Raw genomic sequence first — 19,976 nt, forward strand, 5'->3', positions numbered from 1 at the left:
ATGCAGATCGGTATGACACACCCCGCACGAGGCGATGGTGACCACGACATCGTTCGGGCCGGGATCGGGAATGGTGATCGTCTCGATCGAGACGGGCTCGCCTTTGCTCTTGGCGACGACGGCGCGGACCTGCTGCGGCATGGTTGGTACTCCTGAGTGAGGTGAAGGAGCGGCGTTCGAGGCCGCCGGCGGTGGTGGAATCGGCTTAATATATCAGTTACCGGACAGTATCGAATGTTAAAAGCGAGTATCGAATGCGGACAACTTTTGGCATTTGCACTTGCGTAGATGCTGTTCAGAGGCGTTGTCCGATTCGGAGAACCGTGATTAACGCGTCGAAATGACCAGCCATCTATTGACATAGCCCCTGGGTCGGCTCAGTCTTGTTCGAGTCCAAACAAATCGTAGTTGCGCAGAGAGCAACGAGTCGCGCACCTATCCGACCACCCACGCTGCGTGCACGGGCGACACACCTATTCGGCGAGAGCCGGAGGGAGAACGATGTGACAACGAACAGCAAACCCCGGGGCGACAAAACTCGCGTCGCTGCACCCGAGAAACATGCCCCTCATCATTACGGCCCCCTCGAGGTCTATCACCACGGAGAGGAGGGCAAGCCGCGCACCGACAAGGTGGTGTTCGGTATCACCGCCGCCATCGTGATCGCGATTCTGGCGTGGGGCATCCTCGGCACCGAGAACATGAAGTCCGTCAACGCGTCGGTACTCGACTGGGTCGTGACCAACGTCGGCTGGCTGTTCATCTTCTCGGCCACCGGATTCGTGATCTTCGCGCTGTGGCTCGCACTCAGTCGATACGGGAAGATTCCGCTCGGCAAGGACGGTGAGAAGCCCGAATTCAACACCGTCAGCTGGATCGCAATGATGTTCAGCGCCGGCATGGGAATCGGCTTGATCTTCTGGGGAGTGGCCGAGCCGCTCACCCACTTCGTCACCCCGCCGCCCGGGATCACCGATTCGACTGTGGGAACCGCACTCTCGACGGCCATCTTCCACTGGGGACTGCATCCGTGGTCGATGTACGCGGTGGTCGGATTGTCCATCGCCTACGGCACCTACCGGATGGGCCGCAAGCAGCTCATCAGCTCCTCGTTCATCCCCCTGATCGGCCGCCGCGCCGAAGGCCCCATCGGCAAGGTCATCGACATTCTGGCGATCTTCGCCACGATGTTCGGCACCGCGGCATCCCTCGGCCTCGGCGCACTCCAGATCGGTTCCGGTATCGAGGTTCTCGGCTGGGTCAATCAAGCGGGGACGCTTCTGCTCGTGGCTGTCGTCGCCATCCTGACACTTGCGTTCGTGGCCTCGGCAGTGTCCGGGGTTTCCAAAGGAATTCAGTGGCTGTCGAACATCAACATGGTGCTGGCACTCGTGCTTGCGATCTTCGTGTTCGTCGCGGGCCCCACGGTCCTGATCCTGAATCTGCTGCCCACCACTCTCGGCGACTACGCCGCGCACATCGCCGGCATGTCGGCGCGCTCGGCGGCATCCGGTGGCCCCGAGACCGAGTCCTGGCTCTCGTCCTGGACGATCTTCTACTGGGCCTGGTGGATCTCGTGGACCCCCTTCGTCGGTATGTTCCTCGCTCGCATCAGTCGCGGTCGCACCATCCGCCAGTTCGTCATCGGCGTCATTCTCATCCCGACGTCGGTCAGCTTGGTCTGGTTCTCGATCTTCGGTGGTGCGGCAATCGGCGAGCAGCAGAAGGGAACCGAGGATCTGGTGGCCCTGGGTAAGCCGGAGTCGCAGCTGTTCGCGGTTCTCGACCACTTCCCGTTGGCCGGCATCTCGTCGGTGTTGGTGATGGTCTTGGTGGGCATCTTCTTCGTCAGTGGTGCCGACGCTGCCTCGATCGTGATGGGCACGCTGTCGCAACGGGGCACCCTGGATCCGTCCCGTGGGGTCGTCGCCTTCTGGGGTGTCGTCACCGGCGGCATCGCGATCCTGATGCTGTGGACGGGAGGTTCGGACGCTCTCAACGGGTTGCAGACGATGACCATCATCGTGGCGGCGCCGTTCGTACTGGTGATGATCGGGACGTGTGTCTCGCTGTACAAGGACGTCACGAACGATCCGTTCATCGTCAAGAACCCCAAGGCCCCGCCGAAAGTCAAGGCCGGCAAGTGAAGTGAGCGATGGTGCGGGACGCGAAACTATGCGTCCCGCACCATCGGTATTTCGGGGGTTGACCACAACCATCCCTGCCCATACTCTTGATATATCAATCTCTGGTTAGTTGTCGTGCAGGCCGTGGACCGCTTCGGCCGAGCTCCATCTCTCCACCCCCGATACGGAAGGACCACCATGGGTTCACCGAGAGTTGTCATCATCGGCGCCGGCATAGTCGGTACCAACGTGGCCGACGAGCTCACCGCACGCGGTTGGGATCGCATCACCGTGCTGGATCAGGGGCCGCTCCCTCTCACGGGTGGATCCACCTCGCACGCACCGGGTCTGGTGTTCCAGACCAATGCATCCAAGACCATGACCGAACTCGCCCGATACACGGTCGAGAAGTTCATGGGCCTCGAGGTGGACGGACAGTGGTGCTTCAATCAGCTCGGCGGCCTCGAAGTGGCCACCACCGAGGAGCGACTGGCCGACCTGCATCGCAAGCAGGGCTGGTCCACGTCCTGGGGCATCGAAGGATCTGTCATCGACCCGTCCGAATGCGCCAAACTGCATCCGCTGATCGACCGTTCGCGAGTTCTCGGCGGTCTGTACGTCGAGACCGACGGTCTTGCCAAAGCGTCCCGTGCCGTCGTGGCACTCACCCGTCGCGCAGAATCGCGCGGAGCCGTGTTCCGTGGTTCCACCAAGGTCATCGGAATCGAACAGACGGGTGGCCGCGTCACAGGTGTGGCAACCGACAACGGCGTCATCGAGGCCGACATCGTGGTGTCCTGCGCCGGCTTCTGGGGCCCCGATGTGGGCGAACTGGTCGGCATGAAGGTGCCGCTGCTGCCCTTGGCGCACCAGTACGCCAAGACCGATCAGATCCCGGAACTGGTGGGACGCAACACCGAAGCGGCCGAGGCCGGCATGCCCATTCTTCGTCATCAGGATCAGGACCTGTACTTCCGCGAGCACGTCGACCGTCTCGGCATCGGAACCTACGCGCACCGCCCGATGCCCGTCGACACCAAGACCCTGCCCGGCGGAGACGGTGTGACCGACGAGGCGATGCCGTCCATGCTCGACTTCACGCAGGAGGACTTCGCCCCGTCGTGGGAGCAGTCCAAGCTCCTCTTGCCCTGCCTCGAGACCGCCAAGATCGACCACGGCTTCAACGGAGTCTTCTCGTTCACCCCCGACGGCGGACCGCTGCTCGGTGAATCCCCGGACGTCAAGGGCTTCTGGATCGCCGAGGCCGTGTGGGTGACGCACTCGGCCGGAGTCGGCCGGGCCATCGCACAGTTGCTGGTCGACGGACGCTCCGAGGTGGAGCTCCACGGATGCGACGTCAACCGCTTCGAGGATTTCCAGCTCGATCCCTCGTACGTCAGCGAAACCTCGCAGCAGAACTTCGTCGAGATTTACGACGTGCTGCATCCCTCGCAGCCGCGGTTGTCCCCGCGTGACGTTCGGGTCAGTCCCTTCAACGCGCGGCAGCATCAGCTCGGTGCCGTGTTCCTCGAAGGCGGCGGGTGGGAACGCCCGCACTGGTACGAGGCCAATGCCGATCTGGTGCACCAGCTTCCCGCCGAGTGGCAGCCGCCCGAGCGCGACGAGTGGGCGTCGATGTTCCATTCGCCCATTGCCGCGGCCGAGGCGTGGAAGACCCGTACGTCCGTCGCCATGTACGACATGACCCCGCTCAAGCGTCTGCGCGTTCGCGGACCCGGTGCGCTGGCACTGTTGGAGGAATTGACGTCCGGGAAGATGGACAAGTCCGTCGGAGCTGTCACGTACACGCTGGCTCTCGACGAGAAGGGCGGCGTCCGAAGCGATCTCACCGTGGCGCGGTTGTCGGCCGACGAGTTCCAGGTCGGTGCCAACGGCAACCTCGACTTCGACTACCTCCGCCGCGAAGCGCCGAGCGACGGCAGCGTCACCGTCGACGACATCACCGGATCCACGTGCTGCATCGGTCTGTGGGGTCCCCACGCCCGCGACGTCGTCGAGAAGCTCACCCAGGACGACTTCTCGAACGAGAACTTCAAGTACTTCCGCTGCAAGCAGGTTCGTATCGGGGGAGTGCCCGTCACCGCGATGCGGTTGTCATACGTGGGCGAGCTCGGGTGGGAGCTGTACACCACCGCCGATTACGGCCAGCGACTGTGGGACATGTTGTGGCAGGCCGGTTCCGAGTTCGGGATCATCGCCGGTGGGCGCGCTGCGTTCAACAGCCTGCGCATGGAGAAGGGCTACCGGTCGTGGGGTTCGGACATGACCACCGAGCACAACCCCTACGAGGCAGGTCTCGGCTTCGCGGTGCGCCCCCAGAAGGGCGAATTCCGCGGCCGCGACGCCGTACTCGAGATGTCCGACGACACCGTCTCCAAGAAGTTGGTCTGCCTGAAGATCGACGACGGCACGTCGGTGGTACTCGGCCACGAGCCGGTCCTGGTGGACGGCGAACCCGCCGGCTACGTCACCAGCGCCTCGTTCGGGCACACCGTCGGTGCGCCGATCGCCTACGCCTGGGTTCCTGCCGGTAGCGCAGAACCCGGTGCAGCAGTACAGATTCGATACTTCGATCGGCTCGTGTCCGCCACCGTCGTGGCCGAGCCTCTCGTCGACCCCGAGATGGCCAAGATCCGCAGCTGACGACCCACCAGTACCAGGAGATTCGATGACCGAGAACTTCACCCTCACGCTCAGCTGCGGCCAGCGGCCGGGCATCGTCCGGGCCGTCAGTGCGTTCCTCTTCGACAACGACTGCGACATCGCCGAACACCAACAGTTCGACGACTCCACGGACGGCTCGTTCTTTCTTCGCACCTCGTTCGTGGCCAGCGGTGCCACCGACATCGAGAAGCTGACGGACAGCTTCCGCGAGGTGGCCGATCGATTCGCGATGACGTATACCTTCAACGGCTGCAGCCAGCCGCGCGTGCTCGTCATGGTGTCCAAGATGGGGCATTGCCTCAACGACCTCATCTTCCGTTGGCGCTCACAGAATCTCGGCGGCGAACTGGTGGCCGTGGTGAGCAATCACGAGGTGCTGCGGCCGATGGCCGAGGCTGCCGGGCTGCCGTTCGTCCACGTTCCCGTCACCCCGGGTACCAAGGCCGAGGCCGAGCAACGCCTGCTGGACCTCGTCGCCGGGTACGAGGTCGACCTGGTGGTGCTGGCCCGCTACATGCAGGTGCTTTCCGACGAGACGTGTCGAGCCCTGCACGGCAAGGCGATCAACATCCATCACTCGTTCCTGCCCGGCTTCAAGGGCGCGAAGCCCTACCACCAGGCATTCGACCGGGGCGTCAAGCAGGTCGGAGCGACGGCGCACTACGTCACCCCCGACCTGGACGAGGGCCCGATCATCGAGCAGCAGGTCATTCGTATCGACCACACTCACGACCCGTCTCGTCTGGCCACCGTCGGACAGGACGCCGAGGCACTCGCACTCTCGCGAGCGGTCCGCTGGCACTGCGAGAATCGCGTCCTGCTGCACGGACACCGGACGGTCATCTTCAGCTGAGCCGACACACGACGAGGGGCCCGTACCGAATCGGTACGGGCCCCTCGTCGTTGTGTGGCGGTGGAGAAAGTTCTCGGCCTCTAGCACTCCACGAAGTTCACCGGCACGTTGATCGCGAGGCCGCCGCTGGAGGTCTCCTTGTACTTCGAGTGCATGTCGGCCCCGGTGGACCGCATTGTCTCGATCACCTGGTCCAGGCTGACGCGGTGGGTGCCGTTGCCGCGCAATGCCATCCGAGCCGCATTGATGGCCTTACCGGCCGAGATCGCGTTGCGTTCGATGCACGGAATCTGCACCAGTCCGCCGATAGGGTCGCACGTGAGACCGAGGCTGTGTTCCATCGCGATCTCGGCGGCGTTCTCCACCTGTTCGGGTGTGCCGCCCAGTACCTCGGCCAGACCGGCTGCGGCCATCGACGCCGCCGAACCCACCTCACCCTGGCAGCCCACTTCGGCACCGGAGATCGACGCCATCTCCTTGTAGAGCGACCCGATTGCGCCGGCGGTGAGCAGAAAGCGCACCGTGCTGCCGTCGGGATCGGCGACCCCGGCTGCGGTGTAGCGGGTCGCGTAGTGCAGCACGGCCGGGATGATGCCGGCCGCTCCGTTGGTGGGTGCTGTGACGATTCGTCCGCCCGACGCGTTCTCCTCGTTGACGGCGAGTGCGACGAGATTGACCCAGTCCTCGGCGAATTCGCTCGAACGGTTCGGATCCTCGGCATCGAGCCGCAGGAACCAGTCCCGTGCTCGACGCCGCACTCCCAGGGCGCCGGGAAGGTAGCCGTCGCGGGAGATGCCGCGAACCTCGCACTCGACCATGACGTCACGGATGTGCAGCAACGCGTCCCGAATCTCCTCGTGTGTGCGGCGTTCGAGCTCGACCTCGGTCATGACGTCACTGATGCTGCAGCGCCGACGTTCACAGAGCTGAAGTAGTTCCTTGGCCGACGCGAATCCGTTCGCGGAGACGAGGGGTGCGACGGCCTCGACGCTTTCGGCCTCGGTCACCACGAAGCCGCCACCGACGGAGAAGTACACTTCGCTGTGCAGTTCGGTCGAATCCGCTCTGCGCGCAGTCAGTTTCATCCCGTTGGGGTGGAACGGCAGTACCGTCAACGGACGCAGCACGATGTCATCGACCGCTAGGTCGATCTCTCGGTGACCACCGAAGACGATTCGGCCGGTGGCCGCCATCGATGCCTGCCGTTCTTCCATGACCTCGGTCGTGATGGTCTCGGGCGCATGGCCTTCCAGCCCCAGCAGTACGGCGGTCATGGTGCCGTGGCCGGCTCCGGTCGCGGCCAACGAGCCGTACAGATCGACCGCCAGCTCTCGAACGTCGTCGAACGCAGACATGGTCCGCAGATCGTCGACGAATCGGGCGGCCGCGCGCATCGGTCCGACGGTGTGCGAACTCGAGGGGCCGACTCCGACGGAGAAGAGGTCGAACACACTGATGGTCATGAGGTCGTCCGCACTGCGCCGGTCGGCTCGCGCATGGTCAGGTCGTCGAACGACGAGGCCGCGGGAGTCAGGACCGCGAACAGCCAGCCGGCACCGAGCGGATCGGCAGCGACGAGCGACGGGTCCTCGCGCACAGCGGGGTTGACGATCGTGACCATGCCGCTCGCCGGGGCGTACACCGTGACCGAGCCGGCGGAGGTGTGGATAGTGCCGCACGCATCACCGGCGGCGAGCACGGTACGTACCGACGGAAGATCGACGCCGATAATGTCGGCCGCGTCGGCCAACGCTGCCGGCGTCACCCCCACACGGCTCGGAGTCTGGGCCGGTGAACCGAACGGGTCGACGGCCATCCAACCGTGCTCGGCGCTGAAGAGCCGACGGGCGGAGGAGAGGGATGCGGTCATGAGGTGGCCTCGGCATTCGTCGTGGATTGACCTGGGTGTGAGGGCAGTACGTCGAGCGACCTCACTGCCCGCATCACGGCCAGTGCGTCGATGGTGGCGGCGACGTCGTGAACCCGCAGGAGTGACGCCCCGTTCTGGGCCGCGAAGATCGCGGCGGCGAGTGATCCGGCGAGTCGGCCGTCGACCTCTCGTCCGGTGATGGCACCGATCATTCCCTTCCGCGACAGACCCGCCATGATCGGTCGGCCGGCCGCGGTGAGCGCCCGAAGGCCCTGCAGCAGTTGCAGATTGTGCTCGAGAGTCTTTCCGAATCCGAATCCGGGATCGACCAGGATGCGGTACGCCGGGATTCCGGCCCGGATGCATTCGGCGGCCCGGTCGTCGAGGAACTCGCGGACCTCTGTCGTGACATCGCCGTACCGAGGGGAATGCTGCATCGTCGCCGGTTCGCCCTGCATATGCGTCAGGCATACGGCAACGTCCAGTTCGGCAGCTGCGGCGAGTGCGCCCGGAAGACGAAGAGCACGAACGTCATTGATGACACTCGCCCCGGCGCGTACCGCCTGTCGCATCACCTCTGGCCGTGAGGTGTCGACCGACAGCGGTGTCGAGGTAAGCCTGGACAGGGCGTCGATCACCGGTACGACTCGGGCGATCTCCTCGTCGACGGTGGGCGGGGTTGCCCCCGGCCGGGTCGACTCACCGCCGATGTCGAGCAGTTCGGCACCCGCGTCGACCATCGACAGAGCATGCGCCACAGCACGATCCGAGTCCAGGAAGCGGCCGCCATCGGAGAACGAATCCGGGGTGACGTTGACGATCCCGCAGACGACCGGATGCGAGGTCGTCAACCGGGTCAGCAACTGGTCGCGGGCATCGGCTGCCCGGGTTGCCGTGGAGACGGTCGTGAGCACTGCGGTCACCTTTTCTCTCGCGTCGGGTTCGGTGGTCCGACTCAGCCGGCGTCGGTGTATTCCTCGGCCGCGTCGGTCAGCCAGGCTGCGAGATAGCGTGCGAACGACGAGCGCACCAGGATTCGATAGTCCGTTCCGGTGTCGTCACAGGCAATGAGGATCATGCCTGCCATCGCCAGCATCGTCTGTACCGTCGACCCGGCCGGGAAGACGCGGGGGTGCAGATCGATCGAGCACCCTTTCGCCAGCACGTCGCGGGCCCGGGAACCGCTCAGGCGCAGACTGGTTCGCTGTGCGGACACATCGGTTGCCGCACCGCGATGCTCACGAACGGCCGAGCCGAGACGGTGTTCGAGTTCGACCGGATCGAGGCCCGCCCCGATCACCAGCCACTCCTCCGGGCCGAGCCAGATCGCGGTGGTGTTCGTGCCCTCGGCGACGCGTCCGGGGCCGGGCAACTCGGTGCCGAGCTCGGTCGAGGCAGCGGCACCGCCCGGCCCGCTCGGGTCGACCCACAGGTCGATCCCGGCCAGGAACGGCTCCTCCACGATGCGTACAGCAGACGAGTCCGGCAGAACTGTTTCTGCGAGTGGGCTTCTGGCGGCGAGTCGGTCAGCCATCACGGCGGTTACCTTCCGGGTCGACGAGTACGGAGCCGGTGACTTCCACGGCGACGAGGGTGTCGCCCACCGGGACGTGCAGGATGTCGCCGAGTCGGTCACGCCCGGCCTCGAGCAGGGCCAGCCCGAACGGCCTGCCCAATTCTGCGCTGGCGTAACTCGACGTGACGTGGCCGAGCATCGGAACCGGAAGCTCGGGGAGGACGCCGCTCTCGGAGTGCTCGATGATCTGCGAGCCCTCGGGAAGGACGGTCTCCCGATCGACGGGCAGGAGCCCGACGAACTGCTTGCGCAACGGGTTCCGGTTCTCGGCACGGTCGAACGAGCGCTTTCCGATGAAGTCGAGCTTCTTCTTCGATACCGCCCAGCTCATACCGAGGTCCTGTGGGGTGACGGTCCCGTCGGTGTCCTGGCCGACGATCGGGTAGCCCTTCTCGGCCCGCAGCACGTGCATGGTCTCGGTGCCGTACGGGGTGATGCCGTACTTCTCGCCCGCATCGATCAGCCGCGACCACAGTGCGTGGGCGTGCCAAGAATCGATGTTCACTTCGAAGGCCAGTTCACCGGAGAAGCTGATGCGCGCCACGCGTACCGGCACACCGTCGACCGAGGCGTCACGCCAGGCCATGAACGGGAACGCCTCGTTGGAGACGTCGAGCTCGGGGAAGATCTCGCCGACGAGGTCGCGGGAGCGCGGTCCGACGACGGGGAACGTGGCCCACTGCTCGGTCACCGACGTCAGCCGAACCGCCAGGTGCGGCCATTCGGTCTGCAGCCATTCCTCCATCCAGTCGAGCATTCCTGCTGCGCCGCCCGTGGTGGTGAACACCTGGAATCGGTCGTCCGCCAACCGCATCACGGTGCCGTCGTCGATCACCATGCCGTCGGCACCGCACATCACGCCGTAGCGAACCATGCCGACCTTCAAGTTGCTCATCATGTTCGTGTAGAACATGTCCAGTACCACACCGGCGTCGGGGCCCTGCACGTCGATCTTGCCCAGTGTCGAACCGTCGAGCATGCCGACGCTCGCACGCACGGCCGCGCACTCGCGGAGCACGGCGTCGTGCATCTCCTCACCGGGCAGTGGATAGTAGCGGGGCCGCTTCCACTGTCCGACGTCCTCGAAGACCGCGCCGCGTGCGACGTGCCAATCATGAACTGCAGTAACCCGTTCCGGGTCGAAGGCTATGCCGCGGTTGCGGCCGGCCAACGCGGCGAACGCCACCGGGGTGTACGGCGGTCGGAAGGTGGTGGTGCCCAGGTTCTCCACCGGCTTGTCGAGCAGCTCCGCCACGATGCCCGAGGACACCATACCGGAGGTCTTGCCCTGATCGTGCGCGGTGCCGATCGTGGTGTAGCGCTTGATGTGTTCCATCGACGACATGCCTGCACCGACGGCGCGGACCAGATCGGCCACCGTCGCGTCACGCTGCACGTCGACGAACTGGCTGTCGGCTCCGAAGTCGTCGCGCACCCGCCACAGCACCAGTGACTCGGTTATCGGCACGGATTCGGCTGCTGGAGGCGATGTTTCGGTGATGTCGAAGCCGAGACGGGTCAGCACGCCTGCCGCGGCCGAGTTGCCGTCGCGGAGGCATCCGGCCAGATCGAACACTCCCGAGGCCGATCCGGCGACACTGATGCCCTCGATGTCGTCCGCGGGAACGAACGCTCCGAGTGTGCTGTCGTAGCGCAGCTTTCCGCGGGCTTGGCTGAACAGGTGGACGGCGGGGTTCCAACCGCCGCTGACGAGCAGTACGTCGCACGCCACGGTGTCGGTGGCACCGTCTGCACCGGAGACCAGTGCGTGGGTCACGCGGGTGTCGCCGCGGGTGCCGGACACGACGCTACCGGTGCGCACCTCGATACCGCGCTCGCGGCACAGGCCGAGCCAGTGTTCCGGTGCCTCGGAGCGGGCATCGACGATGCGCGCGATGCGGACCCCGGCGTCGTGCAGATCGACGGCTGCCTTGTACGCGCTGTCGTTGGTGGTGAACACCACGGCCTCGGTTCCTACCGTCACGCCGTAGCGATGCAGGAACGTACGTGCACTGTGCGCCAACATGATTCCGGGTCGGTCGTTGTCGGTGAAGACGACGGGCCGCTCGTGGGCACCGGTGGCCACCAGGATGTGACGCGAGCGAATACGCCAGACTCGCTGACGGCTCAGCGCTGCAGGAGCTTCCAAGCCCAGGTGATCGGTGCGGCGCTCGAGGGCGAGCACGAAGCCGTCGTCGTAGGAACCGAACGCGGTGGTGCGGCGCAGCAACGTCACGTCGGGGAAGGTCGACAACTCGGCCACCGCGTCGGCAACCCAGTCCAGGGCCGGCCGTCCGTCGATGACGTCGTCGGAGCCGAGCAGGGAGCCGCCGAACTCGCTCTGATCGTCGACGACGACCACGCGAGCGCCACTACGGGCGGCGACCAGGGCGGCCGTCAGACCGGCCGGGCCGGCGCCGACGACCAACAGGTCCGCGTGGGCGTGCATGGCGTCGTACTTGGCGGAGTCGGAGATCTCGGCGAGACGCCCCTGTCCGGGGATGCCCCGAGCGACCAGGCCGTCGTACAGCTCGATCGTCGTGGCGAGCAGCATCGGCTCGGGGAACGGCTCCTCGATCTGTACGAGTCCGCCGGTGTCCTCGGCCCATGCGGCGGTGAATCCACGGGGCCTGCCGAGCTTGATGCTGGTGGTGACCTGATGAATGCCGTTGGCGAGCAACGCAGATGCCAGCGTGTCGCCCGGGTGGCCCTGCAGGGCCGAGCCGCCGAACGTGAAGTCGAAGGTGCTCGTGCGGTCGATGCGGCCGCCGGATGCGGTGCGGAATGCGGTCATGGGTTCACCGGCTTCGGGTCGTCGAGGCGATAGACACTGTGGATTCGATAGGTGGCGGTGTCCCGCACGGCGTTGAACCAACGCCGACAGCCCGCGCTGTGGCTCCACCGTTCCGCGAAGAGCCCCTTGGGGTTGTCGCGGAAGAACACGAAGTGCGCCCACTGTTCGTCGGTCAGAGCCGAGGGATCCTCGGGGTAGGCGATGTGCGCCTGGCCGCCGTAGTGGAACTCGGTCTCTTCTCGACTCCCGCACCACGGGCATTCGATCAATTGCATTGCCACTCCATGATTTCTCGTTCGGGTGCTGCGTGTGTCGGGGCGGAGAAGCTAGTGAGCCACGCCTGCGGCACCGTGCTCGTCCACCAGCGCGCCGGTGACGAATCGGTCCAGACTGAACGGTGCGATGTACTCGTGCACCTCGTCGTTGGCGATGGTGTCGGCCAGGCACCAACCGGCACCGGGGGTGGCCTTGAATCCGCCTGTACCCCAACCACAATTGAGGAACACGTTGTCGAACGGCGTGCGCCCGACGATGGGGGAGGCATCGGGGCAGACGTCCACGATGCCGGCCCAGGTGCGCAGCAGATGCGCGCGAGCGAAGACGGGGAACAACTCCACCGCAGCCGCCATCTGCCGTTCGATGATGTGGAACGCACCGCGCTGGCCGTAGCCGTTGTAGGAGTCGACGCCTGCACCCATCACCAGTTCGCCCTTGTGGGCCTGAGAGACGTACACGTGCACGGCATTCGACATGACGACCGTGGGATGCACGGGCTCGAGCAACTCCGAGACGAGGGCCTGCAGCGGATGGCTCTGCAGCGGAGTCTTGATGCCGAGCATGTCCGTCAGCGTCGAGGTGTGCCCGGCTGCGCACAGCGCGACCTGGCCGGTGGCGATGTCGCCGCGCGTGGTCTTCACCCCGGTGACGCGGTTGCCGTCGGTGGTGAAGCCGGTGACCTCACAGTTCTGGATGATGTCGATACCGGCCGCGTCGGCGCGTCGGGCAAATCCCCAGGCGACGTAGTCGTGCTTGGCGATGCCGGCGCGTGGCTGGTACGTCGCACCGAGCACCGGGTAGCGAATGTCGCTGGAGATGTTGACGATCGGGCACAGCTTCTTGACCTCGTCGGGGTCGACCCACTGAGCGTCGATGCCGTTGAGTCGGTTGGCCTCGACGCGTCGCACGCTGTCGCGCACGTCCTGCAGGCTGTGCGCGAGGTTGAGGACGCCGCGCTGGCTGAACAGGATGGGGTAGTCGAGGTCGTCGGCGAGCCCTTCCCACAGCTTCAGCGAGTGCTCGTAGATGCGCGCGCTCTCGTCCCACAGGTAGTTGGACCGGATGAGGGTGGTGTTGCGCGCCATGTTTCCGCCGGCGAGCCACCCCTTCTCCAGCACAGCAACATTGGTGATGCCGTGGTTCTTGGCGAGGTAGTGCGCGGTGGCCAGGCCGTGTCCGCCGCCGCCGATGATCACGACGTCGTACGACTTCTTCGGCTCGGGGTTGCGCCACAGGAAGTCCGGGTGGTCGGGCAGATGTGCGCCCGGAGGGGTTGCGGGGGCGGTCATCGGTAGCCTTCCGTCAGGTCGGAGTAGAGGGGGAACTGCGCGGCGACGGCTTCGACCCGGATTCGCAGTGCATCGAGTCCGCGGTCGTCGGTGTCGGGACGCAACGCGTGGGCGATGACGTCGGAGACCTCGGCGAACGCCGTGGCGTCCAGGCCGCGGGTCGCGAGGGCAGGGGTGCCGATCCGGACTCCGGAGCTGACCATGGGTGGCCGTGGATCGAACGGAACCGCGTTGCGGTTCACGGTGATTCCGACGTGATGGAGTCTGTCCTCGGCCTGCTTGCCGTCCAGTTCGGACTTGCGCAGGTCGACGAGAACGAGGTGGACGTCGGTGCCGCCCGAGACCACGTCGATGCCTGCGGCTGCTGCGTCGTCGGTCAGCAGTCGATCGGCCAGGATCTTCGCGCCTTCGAGGGTGCGCTGCTGCCGTTCCCGAAAGTCCTCTTCGGCAGCAAGTTTGAAGGCGACGGCCTTGCCGGCGATGACGTGTTCGAGGGGCCCGCCCTGCTGACCGGGAAAGACCGAGGAGTTGAACTTCTTCGCCAGCGCGGCGTCGTTGGTGATGATGACGCCGCCGCGCGGTCCGCCGAGCGTCTTGTGCGTCGTCGAGGTGACCACGTGTGCGTGCGGTACCGGTGACGGGTGCAGTCCGGCGGCGACCAGGCCGGCGAAGTGCGCCATGTCCACCATCAGGTAGGCGCCGACTTCGTCTGCGATGCGGCGGAATTCGGCGAAGTCGAGGTGGCGCGGGTAGGCGGACCACCCGGCCATGATCAGCTTGGGACGGTGCTCGTGGGCGAGGCGTTCCACCTCTTCCATGTCGACGAGATGGTCGTCTTCGCGGACGTGGTAGGCCGAGACGTCGTACAACTTGCCCGAGAAGTTCAGCTTCATGCCGTGCGTGAGGTGTCCGCCGTGGGCGAGTGCGAGACCGAGAATCGAATCGCCCGGCTGCAGCAGTGCCGCCATGGCAGCGGCATTCGCCTGCGCACCCGAGTGCGGCTGTACGTTGGCGAACGACGATCCGAACAAGGCGTTGAGCCGGTCGATCGCGAGTTGCTCGATGACGTCGACGTTCTCGCATCCGCCGTAGTAGCGCCGGCCGGGGTAGCCCTCGGCGTACTTGTTCGTCAGTACCGAACCCTGCGCCTGCATGACGGCCAATGGTGCGAAGTTCTCACTCGCGATCATTTCCAAGGTGTTCTGCTGGCGGCCGAGCTCGGCACTGATCGCGCGGTGCACCTCGGGGTCGAGATCGGCGAGTACTCGGTTCGTCACGCCTCTCGGGTGCGGTGCCGTCGCCGTCGGTGCGAAGTCCTGCGTCAAGATGGCCGCCCTTCTGGAAGATCAATGATCTGGAACTGATATATCAAGATGCCAATAGAGTAAGATCACAAAGCAGAGCCGTCAAGGGCGGGGCGTCGACCGGGAGTGAGCAGACAAGATGACGATCGAAATTCAGCCGGTGATGGATGCAACGCAGTTTGTCGGAACCAATGCCGATCGAGCCTACGAAATAGTGCGTGAGCAGCTGATCATGCTTGAAATTCGTCCCGGTGAACCGATCAACGACGACCGCCTGGCCGAGCAATTGGGGCTGGGGCGCACACCGATTCGTGAGGGTCTCAAACGACTCGAACGTGAGCGTCTCGTCGTCGCGTATCCCCGACGCGGAACCTTCGCGACCGCCGTCGACATGACCGACCTGGCCAACATCTCGGAGATCCGCAAGCAGCTCGAGCCGGCGGCCTCGGCTCGTGCGGCGCGGACCGCGACACGGGCGGCCCGAGACCGGCTGGCCGAGCTCGCGGCCTCCATCGCGAGCATCGACGACACCGACGATTCACGCGAGGTGCTGCGCAAAGATGTTGCGGTGCATCGAGAGATCTATCGAGCGTCGGGCAATCCTCACCTCGAAGACATTCTGGTCAGCCTCGACGCGCACGCCACGCGCATCTGGTGCCTGTTTCTCGACCGACTCCCGAATGTGGCCGGCCATGTCCGTGAGCACGTCGTGTTGCTTCAGGCGATCATCGACGGCGATGCGGATACCGCTGCCGAACTGACCCTCGAACACGTCACCGGCTTCGAGAATGCGATCAGGGAACTGTTGTAGTCGCAGCCGCGATGCGCTCGGCGGCACCGCGCAGCGCGGTCGAGATCGCATACATCGCCGGGGTGTACTGACGCCTGGCGAGTGACGCGATGTAGATGACGCGCGTCGGTACCCGATCCGTGTCGGGGAAGTCGATGGTGGTGACGTCGGGTCGATGGTGAATCACCGACAACCCGGGCACCATGGCGATGCCGACACCGGCAGCCACCATGGCCTCGATCTCCTGATAGTCGTGTGCCTCGTAGACGACGTCGGGCTCGAATCCTGCTACGCGACAACTGCGATAGAGAACTTCGGCAGCCGGGTGGTCGTTGCTGCGGATGATCCATCGCGCGTCACGAAGATCGTGCAGCGACACATCGTGCTGCACCCGATCGTCGTCGATCGGCAGCAGCAGCACGGTCGGGTCTTCCATCAGCGGCTCGAGTGACAGCGATCGTTCGGCCTCTTCCGTCCAGGCGTAGCTCCACAGCAGCGCCAGGTCGATTTCGCTCGAATGCAGCATGTCGAGCAACTGCGGGCGCACCGCCGATCGCACGCGAACGTCCACACCGGGCCATCGTGAGTGATAGTCCTTCAGTGCGTCGGAGAGCAGCGACGCACTGACCGTGGGAAACGAGCCGAGCCGAACCGAACCGCGTTCGAGCCCCCGAATTGCTTCGAGGTCGCCGCTCGCGGCCCGCATCTCCCGTCGAAACAAGCGGGCGCGGCTGGTGAGGATTTCGCCGGCTTCGGTGAGTTGTACGCCGCGTGGCAGGCGCGTCAACACCGGCTGTTTGATGCCGTGTTCGAGTTTGCTGATGCGCTGCGACGCCGCGGAGGGGGTCATGTTCGCCCGCTCGGCACCGGCGGTCAGCGATCCGGCCTCGGCGATGTCGAGAAGAAGAAACAACGTCACGACGTCGAAGGTGTGGTTCATGCGCCTGTCTTTCAGCTCAGCTAAACGGCTAGGTAGCAAAACGATATTGTTCTAAAAGGCCGGCGTCAATAATGTGACAGGGACAACGTTCGAGTGCAGATGTAACCGAGCACTTACCCAGCCACCGAAAGACGCACATGACCTCCATCGAGATCCTCCCGCTCATCGCATTGGTCGCGATGTTCGTGATCGCAACCTTCTTTCCGATCAATATCGGCATCCTCGGCTTCATCGGTGCCTTCGTGGTCGGATACTTCGCGCTCGGATACGACGACAAGGAAATCCTCACGGCGTTCCCCAGCTCGATCGTGTTGACGATCGTCGGTGTCACGTACTTCTTCGGGATGGCCAAGCGCAACGGCACTATCGATCTGCTCGTCAACAGCTGCATCAGAGCGGTGCACGGCCGAGTGACGGTGGTTCCGTGGGTGTTCTTCTTCGTCGCATCCGTGCTGACCGCGCTCGGCACCTTCAGTCCCGCCGCCGTCGCACTGATCGTGCCCGCAGCCATGGCATTCGCGGCCCGAACCGGCATGAGCCCGCTGGTCATGGGCATCATGGTGATCAACGGTGCACACGCAGGAGCGTTCTCCCCGATCTCGGTGTCCGGAGTGCTGGTACGCGACATCGTCGAGAGCAACGGCCTCGCCCTCAGCCCGTGGGCCCTGTTCTTCGCCAGCTACGGCATCAACCTGCTGCTCTCGGTGATGACGGTCGTCGGCTACGCAGCCCTGGCCCGAATGAAGGGCTTCGAGTACACCGCGACCGGGTCCACCGACCCCGCTCCCGGCAGTGGCCCGGTCGGCGGATCGCCGGTGAAGACGTCCGTCCCGTCCGGCGGCACCGGTGGTGGCAGCAGCACAGGCGGCAGCACTCAGGTGCTCACGCGTCCGACGACAACCACGCTGGTCGACGCCCCGGCACCGGTCACGTTCGTCCAGAAGCTCACGCTCTTCCTCATCGGCGCACTGCTGGTGCTGGTTCTGGTACTGCACCTGCCGATCAGCTTCATCGCCATCGGAGCCGGAGCGGTCCTGGCGTTCACGGATCTGAAGAAGCAGAACGAAGCCATCGCAGACATCAGTTGGTCGACGGTTCTGCTGGTCGCCGGCATGGTCACCTACATCTCCATCCTGCAAGAAGTGGGCACCATCGATCACCTCGCCGAAATGGCGATCACCATCGGTGCTCCGATCATCGTGGCCATCGTGCTCTGCTACGTCATCGGCATCACCTCGGCCTTCGCGTCCTCCACCGCCCTCCTGGCCGCCGTCATTCCGCTGGCCATGCCGCTGCTGGGAACCGGTGCACTGCCGGTCGTGGGAGTCGTCGCTGCTCTGGCTATCTCGGCGACCGTCGTCGACGTTTCGCCCTTCTCCACCAACGGTGCGCTCGTGCTGGCCAACGCTCAGAACATCGAGCGCCCGCGCTTCTACCGTCAGCTGCTGCTCAATGCAGGAATCGTCGTCGCCATCGCGCCGGCCCTGTGCTGGTTGATCCTGGTGGTCGTGCCCGAGCTGTTCTGACCGGGACGCGCGCGTTAAGCGCTCCTGCACGGCCTGAACATATTTCGTAATTGTGCTTGACCATCCTCTGTCGCAGGGTGGAAGCATCGGATCCTGATCGGAAGGCACACCAGATGTTCACTCTTCGTGGAACGTGGATGCGTGGAGGCACCAGCAAGTGCTGGCTGTTCAACGCGGTCGACATCGACCCGTACATCGCCGACGCCGGCGGTCTCGACAACATCCTGACCGCGGCCTTCGGATCGGGTGACCCGCGTCAGCTCGACGGGGTCGGGGGCGGCAGCTCCACCACCTCCAAGGCCGCCATCGTTCGACGCTCCAGCGCACCCGGTATCGATGTCGACTACCTGTTCGCTCAGGTCGCCATCGAGAACCGCACCGTGGAGTGGGGTAGCAACTGCGGAAACTGTGCGACGGCAATCGGCCTTTACGCCGTGCAGACCGGTCTCGTCGCTGTGGACGACCACGTCACCGTGGTTCGGATGCGCAACGAGAACACCGGCGCAATTCTGGCGGCGGAGATCGCGACCCCCGGCGGACGCATTCCTGCCGAGGGCGACGCGTCCGTCCCCGGCACCACGGCTCTCGGCGTCCCGGTGGGATTGACCTTCACCGATCCGGCGTCGGACCGAGTGACGATGCTTCCCACCGGTGCCGAGGTCGATCGAGTCGCATTCGGCGGCAACGAGTTCCGCGGAACGTTCGTTCGAGCGGGTGCGCCCGCCGCATTGTTCGACGCCGCCGATTTCGGACTGACCGGGTCGGAGCCCAACGACCTCGTCGCCGCTCACGTCCCCACTCTGATCGCGCTACGCCGACAGGCCGCTCTGCGGATGGGGCTGAGCAAGCCCGAAGAACCTGTCTCGCATGCCATTCCGAAGGTCGGCATCGTCGGGCCACCGCGGGAGTACGTGACCACCACGGGCGAGCACGTCGCTGCCGCCGACTACGACATCTCGGTGCGCATGCTGTCGATGATGGCCCCGCACCCGGCGATCGGACTGACCTCCGCGGTGGCCGTGGCCGCAGCGGCAACGGTCATCGGTGGGGTCGTCACTGCCAACGCAGGGTCCGGCCGTCCAGGAACAATTCGGATCGGCACCGCCGCGGGAGTGCTCGAGGTCGACTACACGGTGGACGCCAACGGGTTACTGCAATCGGTCACCCTGCACCGCGCCGTTCGACGCATCGCCACCGCGGACCTTTTCGTGGTGCCGATGCCGGCTCTGGTCGGTGCGCACGCGTTCTGAGCAGCTTCCCTCGTGCGCGTTTTGCGCACCTCCAGGTACGCAAAACGCGCACGACGGTAGCTACACACCACCGAGGACCGCGTCGACCAGACTTTCTGCGTAGACGCGGTCCTCGGTGTCGCCTCGATCGGCATCGGTGTGATGCGAGAAGATGACATGGCTGAGAACCGCTCCTGTCACGAGTTCGAGAATCCTGGTGGTATCGGCCGACTCGGGTAATTCGCCCCGTTTCTGGGCTCGGTGCACGATCAGCCGGGCCGCAACCAGTCGGCTTCGGTTGAGTGTGTCGATCATGTGCCAGAGTAGATCGGGGTGCACCCGCGCATCGAGGGCGACGCGCAGGCTGACGAGACCGGCCGTTCCTCGGTAGCCCTGCAAAAGCTGCACCGCCAATTCGACGAGATCCGCCCGCAGGTTGCCGAGGTCGATCGGTGTCGCGAGCGGACTCCGCGCTTCCAGTGCATCGACGACCAAGGCCCCCTTCGATTCCCAGCGTCGGTAGAGCGCCGCCCTGCCGACGGACGCGCGGCGAGCAACGGCGTCGAGCGTGAAACCGGACCAGCCTTTCTCCCAGTAGACCTCGAGCACTGCGTCGTAGACGCGGTCCTCCAGATCGGGATCACGCGGCCTGCCCCGCCGGCTCCTGGCTTTGTCGATCACCCAGGGATTGTGGCACCTACCCGGCATTGCGGACAAT

At 65.1% G+C, this 19,976-nt stretch carries 16 protein-coding genes and 1 pseudogene; 6 read left to right on the forward strand and 11 right to left on the reverse strand.

Annotation, left to right across the window (positions count from 1 at the left end; genetic code table 11):
• Positions 1-141 (reverse strand): annotated as a pseudogene (locus CH285_RS28375) (S-(hydroxymethyl)mycothiol dehydrogenase); the annotation flags it as partial.
• Positions 142-503: 362 nt separating this feature from the next.
• On the opposite strand from CH285_RS28375, the gene CH285_RS11085 reads away from it, so the two are divergent.
• From CH285_RS11085 to purU, 3 genes are all read left to right on the forward strand, one after another.
• The gene (locus CH285_RS11085; protein WP_080729038.1) at positions 504-2,147 is read left to right on the forward strand and encodes a BCCT family transporter; all 1,644 of its coding nucleotides are present in this window, start codon (positions 504-506) and stop codon (positions 2,145-2,147) included.
• A gap of 177 nt (positions 2,148-2,324) precedes the next feature.
• Positions 2,325-4,790, forward strand: coding sequence for a GcvT family protein (locus tag CH285_RS11090; protein WP_094644142.1), 2,466 nt, complete (start codon positions 2,325-2,327; stop codon positions 4,788-4,790).
• 25 nt (positions 4,791-4,815) lie between these two features.
• Positions 4,816-5,664, forward strand: coding sequence for a formyltetrahydrofolate deformylase (gene purU / locus CH285_RS11095; protein ID WP_094644143.1), 849 nt, complete (start codon positions 4,816-4,818; stop codon positions 5,662-5,664).
• 80 nt (positions 5,665-5,744) lie between these two features.
• Here purU and CH285_RS11100 read toward each other — a convergent pair whose 3' ends face one another.
• From CH285_RS11100 to glyA, 8 genes are all read right to left on the reverse strand, one after another.
• Positions 5,745-7,127, reverse strand: coding sequence for an L-serine ammonia-lyase (locus CH285_RS11100; protein WP_094644144.1), 1,383 nt, complete (start codon positions 7,125-7,127; stop codon positions 5,745-5,747).
• Entirely contained in the window at positions 7,124-7,534 is a 411-nt protein-coding gene (locus CH285_RS11105) for a glycine cleavage system protein H (protein WP_051364920.1), read from the reverse strand. Before CH285_RS11105 ends, CH285_RS11100 begins: the two co-directional genes overlap by 4 nt.
• Positions 7,531-8,397 (reverse strand): dihydropteroate synthase, encoded by an 867-nt coding sequence (gene folP, locus CH285_RS11110; RefSeq protein WP_094644229.1) that lies wholly within the window; start codon positions 8,395-8,397, stop codon positions 7,531-7,533. The genes CH285_RS11105 and folP overlap by 4 nt, the downstream gene beginning before the upstream one ends.
• Positions 8,398-8,489: 92 nt before the next feature.
• Positions 8,490-9,068 carry a sarcosine oxidase subunit gamma gene (locus CH285_RS11115; RefSeq protein WP_032367896.1) on the reverse strand — a complete coding sequence of 193 codons (579 nt, stop codon included), beginning with the start codon at positions 9,066-9,068 and terminating at the stop codon, positions 8,490-8,492.
• Complete coding sequence (locus CH285_RS11120) at positions 9,061-11,904, reverse strand: 2Fe-2S iron-sulfur cluster-binding protein (protein ID WP_094644145.1); 2,844 nt, start codon at positions 11,902-11,904, stop codon at positions 9,061-9,063. Before CH285_RS11120 ends, CH285_RS11115 begins: the two co-directional genes overlap by 8 nt.
• Positions 11,901-12,179 carry a sarcosine oxidase subunit delta gene (locus CH285_RS11125; RefSeq protein ID WP_027494732.1) on the reverse strand — a complete coding sequence of 93 codons (279 nt, stop codon included), beginning with the start codon at positions 12,177-12,179 and terminating at the stop codon, positions 11,901-11,903. The genes CH285_RS11120 and CH285_RS11125 overlap by 4 nt, the downstream gene beginning before the upstream one ends.
• A gap of 51 nt (positions 12,180-12,230) precedes the next feature.
• A complete protein-coding gene (locus CH285_RS11130; RefSeq protein ID WP_032367894.1) occupies positions 12,231-13,469 on the reverse strand; it encodes a sarcosine oxidase subunit beta family protein in 1,239 nt (412 codons plus the stop codon).
• Positions 13,466-14,746, reverse strand: a complete 1,281-nt coding sequence (gene glyA, locus CH285_RS11135; RefSeq protein WP_032367893.1) for a serine hydroxymethyltransferase — start codon at positions 14,744-14,746, stop codon at positions 13,466-13,468. Before glyA ends, CH285_RS11130 begins: the two co-directional genes overlap by 4 nt.
• A 166-nt stretch (positions 14,747-14,912) precedes the next feature.
• Here glyA and CH285_RS11140 point away from each other — a divergent pair, with 166 nt between their 5' ends.
• Complete coding sequence (locus CH285_RS11140) at positions 14,913-15,584, forward strand: GntR family transcriptional regulator (RefSeq protein WP_027494729.1); 672 nt, start codon at positions 14,913-14,915, stop codon at positions 15,582-15,584.
• Here CH285_RS11140 and CH285_RS11145 read toward each other — a convergent pair.
• A complete protein-coding gene (locus tag CH285_RS11145; protein ID WP_032367892.1) occupies positions 15,568-16,503 on the reverse strand; it encodes a LysR family transcriptional regulator in 936 nt (311 codons plus the stop codon). The genes CH285_RS11140 and CH285_RS11145 overlap by 17 nt on opposite strands.
• A 137-nt stretch (positions 16,504-16,640) precedes the next feature.
• Between CH285_RS11145 and CH285_RS11150 the strand changes: the two genes are divergently transcribed.
• Positions 16,641-18,029 carry an SLC13 family permease gene (locus CH285_RS11150; protein ID WP_094644146.1) on the forward strand — a complete coding sequence of 463 codons (1,389 nt, stop codon included), beginning with the start codon at positions 16,641-16,643 and terminating at the stop codon, positions 18,027-18,029.
• 113 nt (positions 18,030-18,142) lie between these two features.
• Positions 18,143-19,279, forward strand: coding sequence for a PrpF domain-containing protein (locus CH285_RS11155; RefSeq protein ID WP_094644230.1), 1,137 nt, complete (start codon positions 18,143-18,145; stop codon positions 19,277-19,279).
• Positions 19,280-19,339: 60 nt separating this feature from the next.
• On the opposite strand, the gene CH285_RS11160 is transcribed toward CH285_RS11155, so the two are convergent.
• Positions 19,340-19,939: a TetR/AcrR family transcriptional regulator gene (locus CH285_RS11160; protein ID WP_255032448.1), complete on the reverse strand. Its 600-nt coding sequence runs from the start codon at positions 19,937-19,939 to the stop codon at positions 19,340-19,342.
• Positions 19,940-19,976: the final 37 nt, after the last annotated feature.

Source organism: Rhodococcus sp. 05-2256-B1 (assembly GCF_002258465.1).
GTDB classification, from domain to species: domain Bacteria; phylum Actinomycetota; class Actinomycetes; order Mycobacteriales; family Mycobacteriaceae; genus Rhodococcoides; species Rhodococcoides fascians.

What these genes read in the sequence shown, in the direction of transcription:
- purU (WP_094644143.1), top strand. Translation starts at nt 4,816, where the DNA reads ATGACCGAGAACTTCACCCTCACGCTCAGCTGCGGCCAGCGGCCGGGC.
- CH285_RS11150 (WP_094644146.1), top strand. Translation starts at nt 16,641, where the DNA reads ATGACCTCCATCGAGATCCTCCCGCTCATCGCATTGGTCGCGATGTTC.
- CH285_RS11120 (WP_094644145.1), bottom strand. Translation starts at nt 11,904, where the DNA reads ATGACCGCATTCCGCACCGCATCCGGCGGCCGCATCGACCGCACGAGC.
- CH285_RS11125 (WP_027494732.1), bottom strand. Translation starts at nt 12,179, where the DNA reads ATGCAATTGATCGAATGCCCGTGGTGCGGGAGTCGAGAAGAGACCGAG.
- CH285_RS11155 (WP_094644230.1), top strand. Translation starts at nt 18,143, where the DNA reads ATGTTCACTCTTCGTGGAACGTGGATGCGTGGAGGCACCAGCAAGTGC.
- CH285_RS11130 (WP_032367894.1), bottom strand. Translation starts at nt 13,469, where the DNA reads ATGACCGCCCCCGCAACCCCTCCGGGCGCACATCTGCCCGACCACCCG.
- CH285_RS11115 (WP_032367896.1), bottom strand. Translation starts at nt 9,068, where the DNA reads ATGGCTGACCGACTCGCCGCCAGAAGCCCACTCGCAGAAACAGTTCTG.
- CH285_RS11100 (WP_094644144.1), bottom strand. Translation starts at nt 7,127, where the DNA reads ATGACCATCAGTGTGTTCGACCTCTTCTCCGTCGGAGTCGGCCCCTCG.
- CH285_RS11090 (WP_094644142.1), top strand. Translation starts at nt 2,325, where the DNA reads ATGGGTTCACCGAGAGTTGTCATCATCGGCGCCGGCATAGTCGGTACC.
- CH285_RS11145 (WP_032367892.1), bottom strand. Translation starts at nt 16,503, where the DNA reads ATGAACCACACCTTCGACGTCGTGACGTTGTTTCTTCTTCTCGACATC.
- CH285_RS11140 (WP_027494729.1), top strand. Translation starts at nt 14,913, where the DNA reads ATGACGATCGAAATTCAGCCGGTGATGGATGCAACGCAGTTTGTCGGA.
- CH285_RS11105 (WP_051364920.1), bottom strand. Translation starts at nt 7,534, where the DNA reads ATGACCGCATCCCTCTCCTCCGCCCGTCGGCTCTTCAGCGCCGAGCAC.